This window comes from Tychonema sp. LEGE 07196 (genome assembly GCF_963890365.1).
Classification (GTDB): Bacteria; Cyanobacteriota; Cyanobacteriia; order Cyanobacteriales; family Microcoleaceae; genus Microcoleus.
On sequence record NZ_CAWPRX010000063.1, the window covers coordinates 1 to 15,774 of the forward strand.

The following is a 15,774-nucleotide window of genomic DNA, read 5'->3' on the forward strand; positions in this document are numbered from 1 at the left end:
CAATTTCCCCCTCTCCCAATCCTGCCAACAGTGCTCCGCTGGAAAATTTAGAGGGATATTACCAGCAACTAGAAACACTGCTGCTGAAAATTGGATATTTGCAGCCGCACACAGCAGCGAGTAGGATGGAAAAGTTTCGGCGCTTGTACAATCGCGCCTATCCGACAGTGGATGAAGTCGCCATGCTGCGGGGCACTCTCCGCCAAACAGATTGGGCAATAAAAAATTACGCGCGATCGCCAGTTTCTGATACTCTGGATGCGTTGCCGGAAAATCCAGCGGATAGCTAGGAGAAATGCAGATAATTTGGGAGGTAAGATTGAGGCTTGTTGGCGAACAGGATTTACCCGCTTGTCACCAAAGAAACTGGGTTTCTTGACTAAAAACCTCAACTTTAAGGTAATTTCCCGGCAAGAAACCCGGTTTCTAGCACGGGTGCGTTTCCGATAAATCTAAAATTCCCAATCTAAAATCTCAAATTGATTGGCTGACAACCTAAAAAATCTTAAACTTGAAATTTACAGTGCAGAAGGAGTAAGACGTGGCAGAGCGGTTTCCCAAACGATCGATATTATCAGTGATGTCCTCGATAGCCTCTACCAACTCCGGGCCACAACCGCCTAAATCGGGCAAAACAAGTCAGTCTGGCAAATCCGGCCGCCGCCGCCCGCCCCAACCGCTAAACGGCCCAGAAATTCCAGCATCCGAACCTGCCACTTTGTCACCGCAACCAAGCCGCGTCACGAGAATTAGAGCCAATTCTCCCGCGCCTTCCCCCGAAGAATTGAATGCACAGGACTTTTTGTCCGATCCCAAATCGGCAATTAACCCTAGAAAACCCAAAACTACCAAAATTTCGCAGTCGAAAAGCCGCCAATCGCGCAAAAAAAATCTCGCGGCTGTCGATTTGTTCGATTTTCCACAGCCAAGTCTGGAAAATGTCAGTTCGATCGCCAGCAATCCCATCAACGAGCCCGAAACTACAACACCCCGCGCCCCCCGCAAAAGTCGCTCCAGTGCGCCCCCAACGGCTATTCTAGAGCTGGAAGCAGCCCCAAATGTCAAAAAAGCCCCTGTGCCGAAACCGCGCCCGCAAGGGAGCAATAGACCGGGGAAAAAATCTGCTGTTCCCAGGGTGCCGCCGTTGGTATACGCCACTCGGTTGTTGATTTTGGGAGTTGGGATTGCGGTGATTTGCGGTACTCTGCTGTCGGTGGTGAATGCTGTGAATCGATCGGCTGTAGCGACACAAGAAACGCCCGCACAGCCAAAAAACCCATCTGACAGCGCAGTTGCAGCCCCGCTGGCTTCAGAAGCCCTACAACTGAATCAAGAATTAGGAGCTTTGAAAACACAAATTCAGGTGATGGCAACAGAAAATCCTACCTTGAATGCGGGGGTATTTTTAGTTGATTTAGATACTGGAAGCTACTTGAATTTTAACGGCGACGTGCCTTTTTCTTCAGCTAGCACGATTAAATTGCCGATTATAGCAGCTTTTTTCCAAGCAGTTGATGAAGGCAAAGTGCGGTTAGATCAGGTGCTGACGCTGAAGCCGGAACATATTGTGGGCGGTTCAGGACAAATGCAGGACGATCCGGCGGGTACGAAATATTCGGCTTTGGAAGTTGTCACAAAGATGATTGTAATCAGTGATAATACGGCGACAAATATGATGATTGAATTGTTGGGAGGTGCTGAGGTTTTGAATCAGCATTTTGCCGCTTGGGGTTTGAGGGCGACGGTACTGCGAAATAAGTTGCCGGATTTGGAGGGAACTAATACTACTAGCCCGAAGGATTTGATTAATGTTATGGCGCAGATCGATCGCGGAAATTTGGTTTCGGTTAAGTCGCGCGATCGCATTTTGCAAATTATGCGGCAAACAAAAAACGATACTTTGCTACCGAGAGGTTTGGGGGAAGGTTCAGTTATTGCTCACAAAACGGGTAATATTAATACAATGCTGGCCGATGCGGGGATGGTGGATTTGCCGAACGGGAAGCGTTATTTGGTGGCGGTGATGGTGAAGCATCCGGTGGAAAATGAGAAGCCTGCTCAAAGTTTGATTCGGGATATTTCTAAGATGAGTTACCGCTATTTGAACGACGGGGAAACGCCTGCAGATTCAAAGGTGAAAATTAAAAATTAATTAATTCGCCTTAAAATAGTTTCGCCGTCAGGGCTTGAGTCCGCATAACATCGGAGGACTAAAATCCTAACTGCGAACCTATAACTTAGAGGCTGTTCGGACAATTTTTCACTCTTCCGGGATCCTGAGTGCGAGTGCTGTAGACTTCAGAAAGTATAAATGAGTTTGTATTATGAAATTACACGCCCCAATTGCTTGTTTGCTAGCGCTTTCAACTTTAGCTGCGGGAGTTTCTCCCGCATTCAGCAATCCCCTTCGTTCTGCTGAAAGCGAAGTGACGGATATTACGGTTATTTCCAACAATATTGAATTGAATCGCGCGAAAAATTTAGCCCGTCAAGCAGCAGAAAATGCTAATGGTGGTTTGGGAAAATATCGAGCGGAAGCGGCGATGCACGGTGCTTCGGAGGAGTCGCCTTTTGTTGATAATGGGGATGGTTCTTGGACGTTTACTTTTCAAGGTCACAAACCGGGTGCGTCTGTTTATACGGTGGAGACGGTGGTGACGGTTTTTCAAGATGGGAGGGTGAGGGTGGATTACAACGGGCGGATTCGCAGTTCGTTGAATTTCAGGTAATCGATCGTAAAATTATCATTTCAGCCACCGGCCATGGCTTGAGGCAAAAAAATTAACATCCCTCAAAATTAATCACAGCAAGCATTACAGCGTTTGCGGCCATCGTTTCTTTTTTCGGCACTGCACCTCAAACTAATGCTGTGCAAGCAATACAGCCGAAAAACTTGAGCCCTCAAAAAAACACCTACCGATGACCGCAAAAACTCATGAATCAGAACCGGGCTACAAAACTCCCACTGCTGAGAGTTCCTCAGCCTCTTTCTCATTCATCTCGTCGAGTTTCTGCCAAATTTCGTGCATCAATTCATTCAACCCAACTCGACTCACAGCGGAAATCAACAAAACCGGAGCACCGCTGATTTCTTGCAGTCGCCCGATCGCACTTGCAATTTCCTCATCCTCAAGATCGATCGCATCCACCTTATTCAAAGCCAAAATCTGCGGCCGATTTGCCAAACCCCGCCCGTAGGCCTTCAACTCATCCTGAATTGTAATGTAATCTGCGATCGGATCTTCATCAGTAATATCAATTAAATGCAGCAACAACCGAGTCCGTTCGATGTGTCGCAAAAACTCATAACCCAAACCCGCACCTTCGTGAGCCCCGGCAATTAATCCCGGAATATCAGCAAAAACAGTACCGTCACCGGTCGGCTTTCTAACTACCCCCAAATTCGGAATTAAGGTTGTAAACGGATAATCTGCAATCTTAGGACGAGCCGACGACAAAGCAGAAATCAGCGTTGACTTACCAGCATTGGGCAAACCAATAATTCCCACTTCAGCTAATAGCTTTAATTCCAGCCGCAAAAACTTGTGATCGCCTTCCTTTCCCGGTAACGCATAATCAGGAGCCCGGTTAGAATTCGTCAAAAAACACTTATTACCCAAACCGCCCTTGCCACCTTGAGCAATACAAATAGTCTGTCCGGGAACCACCAAATCTGCTAAAATCGCCTGAGTTTCGGCATCGTAAACTACCGTACCGCAGGGAACCTCGATCGTGCGATCGTCCCCAGAAGCCCCAGTCATATTCTTCGGAGCCCCCCGTTTCCCGTCTTGAGCTTTAAAAATCCGGTTGTACTGAAAATCTAGCAGCGTTTGCAAACTTTCCACCGCCACCACAAACACAGAACCGCCGCGCCCGCCCGTACCGCCGCTCGGCCCGCCCGCCGGCACATACTTTTCTCTGCGAAAAGCGATCATACCGTCGCCGCCCTTACCCGCCACGACTTGAATATCAGCTCGATCGATAAATTGCATAATTTAATCAATAGTAATCAGTCAACAGTCATTAGTCATTAGTCATCAGTCAGCAGTCATCAGTGTCAACTTAAGACTAAAACCTTTGGTATATCTCGTTTTCATCCGAGTCTCGCTCCCCCTCGCATCCCCCTTAATCAGGGGAACTTTGAACACTTCCGGTTCTCCCCTCGTTAAGGGGGAGTAGCGAGTTCTTCCTGCTGGGCGATCGATAACTTAATCGTCAAACAGCAGACTCATACTAGCTTTAACGTTAATTTGACACTAATGGTTAGTATAATACCAGATTTCAGTAGAATATGGCTCTTTTTCTTGAAAATGCTGAGGCTGCCTAAAAAGAAGTCTAATCGCGAATTACAGTCGCTGGAAAAATATAATTTTAACAACAAATTTGCTATTAGCAGGACTTACCCACAAAAATTGAATAAACCGAGTTTTTCTACTGGGGCGAAGGGCTATAACGATTCTTTTTTCCAGAAAAACCCGGTTTTTTGCGTCCCGGACTAATTAGCAGTCATTGGTTAATAGTTACATTCATTAATCCCAGATTTCGCAATGTCTAAATGACTAATGACCAATGACTAATGACCAGTGACCAATGACTAATGACTAATGACTGCTAACAATATGACGATACATCTTCTTGACAATCATCTGCTAAATAGCAGAGAGCTCGAAAGCGCATCCCCACCAACTGTTCGTAAAGCGGGTTAATCTTGCACATCGCCGGAATGTGGACGATTTTGTGCCCGAACAATACAACATCTCGCTCAAACGGACATTGTGGCGGAATCATTTTGCAGACAAAATGTGCCACTTTGGGATCGTGAATTTCCCAGCCGTCCAGCCAATCTTTGACCGGTTGCAGGACGTTTTTGTGGTGTGGTTTGCGTAGGGGAGATGAAAGGGGTGTGCCGGCGGGGACGGAGTTTGAATCAAAGGCTATTTGGCTGTTTGGCCCTTGGGGGTCGCAGTTGCTGTCTGCGATGGTGTGTCGCAGAGATTCGATCGCCTCGATGTTGTGACCCAAAGCTGTGCAAAACTTGTACAGTACCTCATCTTCGCTCAGCGAGTACGTACCGTCTGCTAAGGCTACCATGACTGCTGTTCTCAAAAAATTCTCCCCGTTGGCGGTGCCTTTCCCTAACACAGCAGCTAGTTCCTCTGCCGCAATCGGTTCAAACTCTGTCTCAGCAGATACTGGATGTAATTCATCCTGAGTTAGGTTCGCAATGATTTTTTGCTCGTTTTCGTCAAAGTTGCCGTCAGCCCAAGCAATTGTCAGCAATCCGCGCAGCCAAGCGGTAATTTCTTCATCGGTGCAGTTGGTTTTTGCGTTACTCATCAGCATTTCTAGTGGGATGTAGCAGTCTTTTTCTTGGTTTGGAGCGGGAGAAATATTCCCCTCTAAATAATTTTTACTGCTTTTTTGGTCGATCGAGCTTTTTGTTGAAGGTTTGTGCCTGAAGATTGCTCGAAATGCTTGTAGTGGACGTGTTAAAAGCATATTTTTTTCTCTGGAGTTTCGCCGGTTAGCGAGTTATTTTATTTGCCACCTCTACTCCCATAAAGTGTCATCTATCGGGAGGAATAGGTTTTTCCGGTCTTTACTGTAGTTGCACGGATTCCAGATGGCGATCGAATTTTTCGCAAGAAATCACAGGTTTGCTAACACTAGGATCTGCTAGGAAACCGAGTTTTTCTCGCACGGGGCGATCGAACTTCGCTATGTTTATATCTTAATATATATTTTTGTAAATTTTTGTATATCGGCTGCAACATTTGACCGCGAGCCGGCTTGATGATTTGGGAATAAAAAGATTTGATGTGGCTGTTAGCCTGTGTTGTTAAAGGTTTCGATTGCTGTGTCCGCCTCGAAACGATGGGATTGATTAAAAAACTTACTCCAAAAGAAGTATAAAATTTGTTTGCCCAGCCGTCTTTGTGAGGTGGGGATATGTGAGATTGTCGATCGAATTTAGGGATTTTTGAGGGCGGCGCACCAGGCTGCTGGCTTGGTATCAGGTGCGTCGCTGTGAAATTATCGATCGAATTGAGGGATTCTTGAGGGCGGCGCACTCTACAACTGACAACTAACAACTGACAACTGACAACTGACAACTGACAACTGACAACTGACAACTGACAACTGACAACTAACAACTAACAACTGACAACTGACAACTGACAACTGACAACTGACAACTGACAACTAACAACTGACTAACTGCGGCGACACAAAATCCAGCGCAATTCCATTGGCGGACGGGCGTTTGCCATCGGGAAAACATCTCTACCAGTTGCCCAACTGGGAAACCAGGGCGTGGGCGGCCAGGCTGTTTCTGGTAGGTGGTGGCGTTCGTACTCCCACACCAACTCGTTGGATATTGGGACTAAGGGCAACCCTTCCATTGCCGCGGCGAGCTCACCGGGCGTGAATAAAGTAGACCAGGAAAGTTGGGCAACTTGTCGCACGAGGGCATCGGGCTGGTAGTCGCCGACGGTTAAAAATGTGCTGAACAGCAACACGCCTCCGGGAGAGAGGAAATCGCACATTTTGGCTAGGAAAAGCCGTACTTGATCGCTGTCACGAAAATGCGAGATGACTTCGGCGGCAACTGCGAGTTGGTAGCCCGCTGGTTTCATCCGCATTAAGGGATCGAGCACGTCGCCTTCGGTTACTGTGACGGGAAGGTTTTCGGCTGTGGCTGCTGCTTTGAGTTGTTCTGCAAAACTTGGGGTGAGTTCGATCGCATCTACAGCATAGCCCAATCGAGCCAGGGGTAAGGTGTTGCGTCCGGTACCGGCCCCCACGTCTAATATGCGGATGCGATCGGGATTTCCCAATTTAGCAGCCGTTGCCATCAATTTTGCATCTGGATGAGAACCGAACAGGGGAGGTTCTCTGGTGTCTACCCAGGTTTTATACTGTTCTCCAACTGTTGAGGTAGTAACAATCACTTTGCAGGCCAAGCCTGTTTGCGGCGGCTGCACTGATTCGTATTGCAGGATCAGCATTGATGCTGTTGAGGTGCGGTAGCCTTGTTCTAATTTAGTGGCTAAAAGCTTTTTGAGTTCCTCCCTGCGGTCTTCTGGCAGGGGTCGGTCGAGGGTGGTAAATAGTTTTTCGATTGATTGGAGATAGTGGTTTAGCATTCCCGGCAGGCAGGGAAAAACTAATTCTCCGCGTGCGGTGGCGCGAGTGTTAATTTTGTAGAGGATGGCTTGCTGGAGAATGTCGGGATTTGTTACCAGCGGTAGTTGTTCGGTTTGGTCGATCGTGCTTTGGGCGCCCATAGGTTCCGGGAAGAAGTTATTAGTTATTAGTTATTAGTTATTAGTTATTAGTTGTTAGTTATTGGTTATTAGTTATTGGTTATTAGTTTTTAACAATTTTTTGAGAGATCATTGTACAACAATTTGAGACTATAAAAAAGCAGATTTTTGATTTATTTTGTTTGGTAGCTGAGAATTTTTAGATTGCATAAAATCCGATTTGAGAGCTTTATTTTGGATAAGTCTCAAATTTTAAATCTCAAATCGACTAAGCCCTAAACCCGAGTATGTCTGAAAATCGGAGTTAGTATCTCGATCGACTGCAGCGCCTTTAAATTGTATGTTTAGCGGCGAGGTGGAAAAAGCAAAGATTCAAGTCTTTTGGCCTTCTCCGCCTCTGTGCTCTATCCCATCAGCCATAACAGCCAATGTATATGGGTAGGAACTAAAAGCGGGGCTTAGTTGCTGCCGGTAAAAGTTACTTCGGGGAACTTCGATTGAGCTTCTGTCATCGGGCGCCGTCTGCCTTCTTCTTGCCAGTAGTTGATGACTTCTGTGGCTTGGTTGAGGATTTCGACGCGATCGTTGTCAGCAATCCAGTGTTTGGCTTCGAGTTCGTTTTTGAGGTCTTCCCACGCATCTTTGCGCGGCCAAAAAAAGTAGGATGTCAGCGGGCTAGTTCCTTTGCCGACAACTTGGTCAACGGCGAGGGCAACATTCTCTTCTAGCCAGAGAACTTTTAAGATGAACTTGGACAAGCAAACCTCCAGGGTTTCGATCGAATTTGTTAAAAATTTCTACAATCGCTAAGCGTAGCACATTCTGTTCGATAATGAGTGATCGGTGATTAAAAGTTTTGTCGCGCGGCTGGGTTTCGCGCCCCTTCTGGGCCCTAAATCAATCAAATTTGTGCAAAACTCGCCCCAGTTACCAGGATAATTAAGTTGTGAACAGAGTTATTTTAGTTTTTGATATTGACGGTGTGGTGCGGGATGTGTCCGGTTCCTACAGGCGGGCGATCGCGGATGCGGTGGAACACTTCACGGCTGGTGCTTTTCGCCCAAATTCTCTGGATATCGACTCTCTGAAGTCTGAGGGAGTGTGGAATAATGACTGGGAAGCGTCTTTTGAGTTAGTTTGCCGTTATTTTGAGGCGATCGGGCGATCGAGAAATCAACTCACTCTCAACTATGACGAATTAGTGGCTTTTTTCCAAAGTCGCTATCGCGGGCCCGATGAGCAAAATTGGACTGGTTACATTTGCGACGAACCGCTGCTGTTAAGTCCGGCTTACCTGGAAAATTTAACAGTTGGCGGTGTTGCTTGGGGCTTTTTTAGCGGCGCGATGCGGGCTGAAGCAGCTTATGTTTTGACAGGAAAACTGAGTTTAAATTCCCCTGTGTTGGTGGCGATGGAAGATGCACCGGGAAAACCCGATCCGGCTGGACTTTTCGCCGCAATTGAACAGTTGGAAAACCTGCACGGTTTAGCAAAGAATTTGCCCGTGGTTTATGCGGGAGATACTGTTGCCGATATTTACACGGTGGTGAAGGCGCGGGAATTGCAACCAAATCGGGTTTGGCTTGGTATGGGAATTTTGCCGCCTCATGTTTTGGATGATTCTGTGCGCTGCGAGGCCTATAGTGCAGCGCTGAAAAAAGCAGGTGCTGCAGCGGTTTTGCGGAATGTTGAGGAATTGACGGCGGCGCGGATTCGAGAATTAGTCAGTTGTTAGTTGTTAGTTGTTAGTTGTTAGTTGTTAGTTGTTAGTTGTTAGTTGTTAGTTGTTAGTTGTTAGTTGTTAGTTGTTAGTTGTTAGTTGTTAGTTGTTAGTTGTTATTGGTTATTGGTTAGTTGTTAGGAAAGATGATTCGGCGGTTGAAACAGCGTCTTGTCAAACGATGTCGGCCTGCGCCGGCTGTTTCATAAAGGCGATCGCCAACCAGGATTTGGCATGACAACGAACAACTGCCAACTAACAACTGACAATTGACAACTGCCAACTAACAACAGCCAACTAACAACAGCCAACTGCCAACTGCCAACTGATAACTTTCCCTTTAAGATTATTTTAAGTTCAAGAATTTGTCTAGGGCGCTGACTACAACTGGCGGCCAGCGGCGGGTTTTTGCAACCCAATCGAGGTCTTTGTAGCGGGAATCGAGGCCGACTGCGGCTACCCAATTGCTCTCAGCTTCGCCGCGATTTCCTGCTTCCCAAAGACAGGCGCTGAGGGCGGCTCTCATGTCGGCAAATTGAGGGTATCTGCGGACGATGTTTTTCATGTTGCGAATTGCTTCTTTGGTTTGCCCGTTTTGATACAGTGCTAGGGCGTGGTTGGCGCGAGCAAAGGCGTATTCGGGGGCTAGTTCAAAGGCTTTGTTGTAGTCGGAAATTGCTGGTTCCCATTCTCCTAAACCTGCTTCGGCGTTACCTCGGTTGTTGTAGGCGGCTGGATCTTTGGGGTCTAATTCTAGTACGTGATTGTAGTCGGCGATGGCTTCTTCCCAACGTCCTAAACCTTCTAGGGCGGTGCCGCGGTTGAGGTATGGATCGGGGGCTTCGGGAGCTAGTTCGATCGCCTTTTCGTAGTCAGCAATTGCTGGTTGCAGTTTGTTTTGGCTGACTCTAGAATTGCCTCGATTGCTCCAAGCGGCTGCTTGTGAGGGAAATTTTTCGATGATTTGAGTCCAGAAAGTTTCTGCGGCGGGAAATTTGCCTTCGTTGGTAGCTTCAAAAGCTTTTTGAATGAGTTCTGCTAATTCCTGCTGGGAAGCTGCAATGTCTGCGGGTTGTTCTTGTGCGGCGGCGGGCGCGATGTTTCCCAACCAAACTAACCCGGTTACAATTAATACTGTAAAGAATGTGAACAGTGAGCGAATCATTTTTGTTAGTTGAAACTTTACTAAACATATTATTAACCGAAATTGCGGGCGTTGGTTAGGGGATGTTTGAAAAGTCTCGGCGACTTAAGTCGCAGCTAGACAGACAAAACCTGCCGACGCCGGTTCTGAAAGCCTGGATTTTCTTGAGTTGGCGCAGGCGGACTTTGGTTGTGCAGGAGCGGTTTTGACTGCTAGTTTGTGTAGTCGCTACTAAGGATAATTGAGTGAAAAAACGATTGCTAATTTTGGGCGGAACCGGGGATGCGGCTAAACTTGCTGCCAGAGCGTCTCAAATCGCCGATCTTGAGGTGGTTTCTTCGCTAGCAGGACGCACTCAACAGCCTTTTACTCCAAAAACGGGTACGGTGCGAATTGGGGGGTTTGGTGGGGCGGCTGGGCTGGCGGCGTTTTTGGATTGTAGCCCGATCGACTTATTAATCGATGCGACTCATCCGTTTGCGGCTCAGATTTCTGCTAATGCTGCTGTTGCTGCTGCTGAGTGCAACGTGCCTCATTTGATGCTGGTGCGCCCTGCTTGGGAGATGGTGGAGGGCGATCGCTGGATTGAAGTTGGCAGCCACTCGGAGGCTGCAACGGCTTTATCGAGGCAGTCTCAGCGGGTATTTCTGACGATTGGCAGGCAGGAATTGGCGGAGTTTGCTGGTTTGGATGCTATTTGGTTTTTGATGCGGGCGATCGATCCACCTGCACCAAACACTCCTGTTCCTAACGGTAAATTGTTATTAGCAAGGGGGCCTTTTTCATTGAAAGATGAGCGGGAATTGCTGTTAGAATATCGCATCGATAAAATTGTCAGCAAAAACAGTGGTGGCGCTGCTACCTATGCGAAAATTGTCGCTGCTAGGGAACTGGGAATTCCGGTGGTGATGGTGCAGCGGCCGCAGATTCCCAATGTCGATCGGGTTGCTGATGTGGAAGGGGCGATTTCTTGGTTGGTTGAGCAGTTGAATTGAAAATCACAAGTTACGCACTTCCACTAAAGAAACCGGGTTTTTCTGAATCTGCGCGTGACAACGAAATATTCTCGATAAAAACCCGGTTTCTAACCCCCCGTGCGTCAATTTCTAATTATTTGTTTTGTTCTCAGTATTCAAAGAGTTAAGATGATTATTCATTTCTTGTAAATATGCTTTTAAAACTGGATATTGCGAACTTCTTAGCAGCGGATCTTTTTTCTGGGTGACAATTGTTTCTAAGGGCAGAATCCGATAATTATATTTGTTGTTCAGAGTATAGCGATGTACCCAAGTCGGAATAGTTTTGATGCTGGTAATTTCTGTAGTTTTTTCGGGAAGCTTTTTGCGGATATTTAATTGCAAAATTACGCCTAAATCGGTATATTTTTGAGTCTGACCGGAAATAAAGTTTCCCATTGAATAAATTGCTACAGCTTTGCGGGTTTTCCCGTTTTTTCTGGGGAAGTTAAAGATTTTGTAAGGTTGGACGACGTGGGGATGACTGCCGAGAATGATGTCTGCACCGGCTTTTAATAGATTTTCCACTAATTGTTTTTGTTGGGTGTTTGGCTGTCGCTGATATTCGTCGCCAAAATGCAGGGAAATTGCGATTATATCTGCTCCTTGTTTGCGGGCTTTGGCTATGTCTTTGACTATTTTTTTTTCGTCGATTAGGGAAACTAAGTAGTCTTTGCCTTTGGGTATGGGGATGCCGTTTGTGCCGTAGCTGTAGGCTAGCATGGCTAGTGAAATATTGTTTTTGGTGATGATTAAAGTGCGATCGCCCGTAGCTTTCGATTTGGCTGTTCCTGTGGATGCTATTTGCCGATCGCCCAAATTTGCGATCGTCCTAATTATGCCTGTTTCTCCCCTATCCAAAGCATGATTGTTCGCAGTTGTCAAGATATTAAATCCGGCTTTTTTAGCAGCATCCAGTAATTGAGCCGGTGCGTTGAATAGGGGATAGCCCGTATATCCGCCGGCATCTTTACCCGCTAAGGGTGTTTCGAGATTTCCCGTTACCCAATCGCCTTTTGAGAGGATGCTTTTAACTGGTGCGAAGAAATTGTCAAAATTGTATGTTTGTTTTTTTGCGTCGTAGCCGGAGATTGTTTGGGTACTGTGCATCATGATGTCGCCGACAGCAATTAATTTTGCTTCTTTAATCTCCGACTTTGGCTTGGCCGGAACAGATGCTGCTGCAATTGGCGATGGCGTCCCGCCCCGCAAGCTACGACTTTCTGTAGGCTGCGTGTTAGTTTTTGGGGTTTGGATGTTGCAGCTTGCGATCGAAAGCATGGCAATTACCGAGAGCGATCGACTAAAATTCATGATTTATGATAGTGATACCAGTTCAAAAAAACAATGCAAGTGCAGGCAATATCCCAACTATTATGTCATCAATTAGTTCAAAAAAATTCATGATTTATGATAGTGATACCAGTTCAAAAAAACAATGCAAGTGCAGGCAATATCCCAACTATTATAGGGGTTCTCAAGCTTGGTGAGGTATGCCCTATGCCCTAGGCCCACTCCAAGCACCTCATGTTACGCTCGAAAGGCTATATTTTGTCATCAATTATTCAATAATATAACCCAACACTTTGGGGTTGAAAATACGGGGAAGTTTAAACCAGGTTTTATAGAACCCATTTGATATCTACTCTGCGTAAATCTCAGAAACCGGGTTTCTCTCTATATTTCTCGTCACCCAAGCAAAAACTCCAAGAATACCCGGTTTCTCGCCATGAGCGTAAATCTCAGAAACCAGTTTCTCTCTATATTTCTCGTCACCAAACCCAAAAACTCAAAGATGTCAAATGGGTTCTATACAAGCTTGCACCCGCACCAGGAGGCTAGGCGAAGCCGAAAGTCCTGGTGCGGGTTGAATACCGGGCCGTTAAAATTACCTTATTGTCAGTTGGGGTTGCTAATCGATCCAGACGATCGATAATACCTGCCAATAATTGACAATCTCAAAAACCCGTCCCTACCCAATCATAAATCGCTAAATTCCCTATTGCCGCCACCTGTCAAATTGGTCTTCAGAACAACCATTAATAAATTTATTGTTCACCCAACCATTCAGGATTGTCAAAGTTTCATTAGGAGGATTACCCGAAAATGTCGCCACAATTTTTACCCAATCACCTTGTCTGGTGACGGCCCGAACTCCGTCTCCTCTTTTGAGTTTAGCTACAACCGGGTACTTATTGCCGGGGCCTTTGCGAATGTTGACAGCGCCGCCTTCACCTGTAATAAAAGAGCATTGAGTTTGCTTTTTTAAAGCTTCTACTTTTTGGGAAGAAAGATTTTGCTGTCTGCCAAAAACTGGAAAGCTGTAAAGTGAGAAACTTAAACTTGCAACTGCGGCTGCAATAAAAAAGGCTTTTGATTGAGTAAAACTTAGCATTTATTTGATCTCCTTGGGTTGGCAGGACTTCAGTCCTTGCTACTAAGTGTTATTTTACCGAAGCAAACCATTCGGTGATGCCTTGGGCGATCGCCTCGGCTAACTTCTGCTGTTCTGTCGGATTCACAATCCATTCAAATTCTTCGGGATTAATCATAAATCCCAATTCCATTAAAACAGATGGAGTAACTGCAGGACGAGTCATGGCTAGGTTGTTCCAGAATACACCATAGCTCGGACGGTTCAAATTGGCAACTAAATAATTGTGAAGAAACATTCCCAAACTGTGGGCTTGGGGATGAAACCAGAAAGCGCCGACACCTTTAGTATTAATTGCATCGCCGTTATCCGGCAAGGCATTGTAATGAATCGAAATTGCGATCGCAGGTTCTTCTTTTTGAATCATTTCTACCCTCGGCGGCAAATCCAAATCGACATCTTCCACCCGCGTCATTACCACATTTGCGCCCCGATTTACCAATTCCTCTCGCACTAATTTCGACACAATTAAAGCTACTGTTTTTTCGCGATAGCCCGTGGGCCCCACACCCCCAGAATCTTGTGGCCCGCCGTGTCCCGGATCGAGGAGAATTTTGATTCCCGACAGCGGTTTTGCTGACGAATTCGGCATCATGCTGGTATTCGCAGGAGGATGTTTTAAAGACAACACTAAAGTTGTGCCGTCGTATCTCAATTTGTAGCCCCACTGCTGGGCAGATTTGAGATTGAAAGTATATTGTACTTGGAGCGGCGATGTTTGTTGCCATACCAAACTCGAAATTACTGGGTCATCGTCGAGGCGAATAATATCAGTTTGAGCGGTGGTATTGTACAGTGTTAAAGTGAAGGTGCGTTCTCCTTCTTGCACGGTGACTGGGACTGGTATTTCTAAGGGAAATAAGACCTCTGTCCAGCCTGGAACTTGACGCGATCGCGCGCTGCGAATAATCGATCGCGGAGGCACTGAATCCTTGACAATTCGCACTTCCGATGCTTTGATCCAAGCACCGTAATCGAGCCGAATCCATTCTCCCTCGCGCCCGATAATTGTTGCTCGCGTTCCCTTCGGCAGCGGTGTCATCCGAGAAAAATCTGTACTCGCCCCGGTTCTAGCGACACCAGGATCTGCTGTTACTTCTGCTATTTCTAACTCTGCTGGGGAGAGAATAGAAATCTTCCCAGTACCTTGTTGGCTGATAGTTCGATCGTTCATTGTTAGCTCAAATACTGGCACTCCTAAATCAATTTTTTCTTTTTTGGGTAGGGAGGAGTTAGACTCATTTTCCCCCCTTGCCAAGGGAACATTAGACTCATTGCCCCCCCTTAGCAAGGGGGGGTTGGGGGGGGTTATAGCGCAGCCTTGATACTGTTCGGTGCTGCTTTTGGCGATCGGGGAATTTTCACCTAGCAGTACAGATTTGTTGTCGGGGAGTTCGACTTGCGATCGCGCTTTTAAAGGAATAGTAACGCCAGCCAATTTTACCGCAACTAAAGCATTCGCCGGGGCGATCGCCCCAAAGCAAATATATTCCCCCGGTAAACTCGCGACATCGACTTTCGGCGTCAGGGAATTTTTAGCAAAAGCCAATCCAGCGGGGACTTGCGGCTGATTCGACTCCCGCGTCACCTTAATTTGAACTTGCTGATTTTCGTAACGCAAGGTAAAGACATTTTCGCCTAATTGCAGGGGAAAAGTCGGGGCGAAATGGCCCGCCCCGCTGCGCGGAATTTGTTGGCCATTTACCGATACTTGTCCGGTTGGGGGGGCGGTACCGATTAAAAAAATGCGATCGGCTATTGTTTTGTGGTTGGCGGGAGGATAGGCGACGGACAAAGGTTGAGCGGCAATGGCTGCAGAGGCGATCGCAATTATCATCCCAAACACAATTAATCCTAAAAATTTTCTCATTCTCAATAGGAAGAAGGAATAAGGAAGAATGCTTATAGAGTAGCAGAAAATCTTATAATATACGTAGGTTGGGTTGAAGAATGAAACCCAACTTGTTACATTTCTGCAATCATCTAAGATTTGGCCCAGGGTTTAAGGTTGGGTTTCTCTTTGTTCAACCCAACCTACCAAGCTATCAGGTTTTTTCAGAAATTTAAGTTTTAATCAATTCCGAGGTAGTTCTCCACAGTAAATCCAACCGATTTGCCTGCATCGTCAAATACAAAACATCCCCCGCACTCAGCAAAGGTATAAGCTGTTGCCCGTATAGATTGTGTATAGC

At 46.5% G+C, this 15,774-nt stretch carries 13 protein-coding genes and 1 pseudogene; 5 read left to right on the plus strand and 9 right to left on the minus strand.

Annotated elements, in window-relative coordinates:
- The 3 genes and pseudogenes from AACV78_RS07950 to AACV78_RS07960 form a co-directional block, all read left to right on the plus strand.
- A pseudogene (locus AACV78_RS07950) lies at window positions 1-290 on the plus strand (RNA methyltransferase); the annotation flags it as partial.
- 290 nt (window positions 291-580) lie between these two features.
- Window positions 581-2,152, plus strand: a complete 1,572-nt coding sequence (locus AACV78_RS07955; protein ID WP_228042652.1) for a serine hydrolase — start codon at window positions 581-583, stop codon at window positions 2,150-2,152.
- 172 nt (window positions 2,153-2,324) lie between these two features.
- On the plus strand, window positions 2,325-2,729 hold the full coding sequence (locus tag AACV78_RS07960) for a hypothetical protein (protein ID WP_194012329.1): 405 nt from the start codon (window positions 2,325-2,327) through the stop codon (window positions 2,727-2,729).
- Between the two features lie 222 nt (window positions 2,730-2,951).
- On the opposite strand, the gene obgE is transcribed toward AACV78_RS07960, so the two are convergent.
- The 5 genes from obgE to AACV78_RS07985 all read right to left on the minus strand — a co-directional run bounded on the left by obgE (window position 2,952) and on the right by AACV78_RS07985 (window position 8,047).
- A complete protein-coding gene (gene obgE / locus AACV78_RS07965; protein WP_194012330.1) occupies window positions 2,952-3,992 on the minus strand; it encodes a GTPase ObgE in 1,041 nt (346 codons plus the stop codon).
- A gap of 619 nt (window positions 3,993-4,611) precedes the next feature.
- Window positions 4,612-5,499, minus strand: a complete 888-nt coding sequence (locus tag AACV78_RS07970) for a Mo-dependent nitrogenase C-terminal domain-containing protein (RefSeq protein WP_194012331.1) — start codon at window positions 5,497-5,499, stop codon at window positions 4,612-4,614.
- 167 nt (window positions 5,500-5,666) lie between these two features.
- Window positions 5,667-6,134: a hypothetical protein gene (locus AACV78_RS07975; RefSeq protein WP_194012332.1), complete on the minus strand. Its 468-nt coding sequence runs from the start codon at window positions 6,132-6,134 to the stop codon at window positions 5,667-5,669.
- 81 nt (window positions 6,135-6,215) lie between these two features.
- Window positions 6,216-7,289 carry a class I SAM-dependent methyltransferase gene (locus tag AACV78_RS07980; RefSeq protein WP_194012333.1) on the minus strand — a complete coding sequence of 358 codons (1,074 nt, stop codon included), beginning with the start codon at window positions 7,287-7,289 and terminating at the stop codon, window positions 6,216-6,218.
- Window positions 7,290-7,726: 437 nt separating this feature from the next.
- Window positions 7,727-8,047, minus strand: a complete 321-nt coding sequence (locus tag AACV78_RS07985; RefSeq protein WP_194012340.1) for a 30S ribosomal protein PSRP-3 — start codon at window positions 8,045-8,047, stop codon at window positions 7,727-7,729.
- A 167-nt stretch (window positions 8,048-8,214) separates the two neighbouring features.
- On the opposite strand from AACV78_RS07985, the gene AACV78_RS07990 reads away from it, so the two are divergent.
- A complete protein-coding gene (locus AACV78_RS07990) occupies window positions 8,215-9,003 on the plus strand; it encodes a TIGR01548 family HAD-type hydrolase (RefSeq protein WP_194012334.1) in 789 nt (262 codons plus the stop codon).
- Between the two features lie 331 nt (window positions 9,004-9,334).
- On the opposite strand, the gene AACV78_RS07995 is transcribed toward AACV78_RS07990, so the two are convergent.
- Window positions 9,335-10,153: a tetratricopeptide repeat protein gene (locus AACV78_RS07995; protein WP_194012335.1), complete on the minus strand. Its 819-nt coding sequence runs from the start codon at window positions 10,151-10,153 to the stop codon at window positions 9,335-9,337.
- A gap of 224 nt (window positions 10,154-10,377) precedes the next feature.
- Between AACV78_RS07995 and AACV78_RS08000 the strand changes: the two genes are divergently transcribed.
- Window positions 10,378-11,127 (plus strand): cobalt-precorrin-6A reductase, encoded by a 750-nt coding sequence (locus tag AACV78_RS08000; protein WP_194012336.1) that lies wholly within the window; start codon window positions 10,378-10,380, stop codon window positions 11,125-11,127.
- A gap of 111 nt (window positions 11,128-11,238) precedes the next feature.
- On the opposite strand, the gene AACV78_RS08005 is transcribed toward AACV78_RS08000, so the two are convergent.
- The 3 genes from AACV78_RS08005 to AACV78_RS08015 all read right to left on the minus strand — a co-directional run bounded on the left by AACV78_RS08005 (window position 11,239) and on the right by AACV78_RS08015 (window position 15,452).
- Window positions 11,239-12,462: a CapA family protein gene (locus AACV78_RS08005; protein WP_194012337.1), complete on the minus strand. Its 1,224-nt coding sequence runs from the start codon at window positions 12,460-12,462 to the stop codon at window positions 11,239-11,241.
- A gap of 685 nt (window positions 12,463-13,147) precedes the next feature.
- Window positions 13,148-13,543, minus strand: coding sequence for an SH3 domain-containing protein (locus AACV78_RS08010; protein WP_194012338.1), 396 nt, complete (start codon window positions 13,541-13,543; stop codon window positions 13,148-13,150).
- A 49-nt stretch (window positions 13,544-13,592) separates the two neighbouring features.
- Window positions 13,593-15,452: an N-acetylmuramoyl-L-alanine amidase family protein gene (locus AACV78_RS08015; RefSeq protein ID WP_194074398.1), complete on the minus strand. Its 1,860-nt coding sequence runs from the start codon at window positions 15,450-15,452 to the stop codon at window positions 13,593-13,595.
- Window positions 15,453-15,774 lie beyond the last annotated feature (322 nt).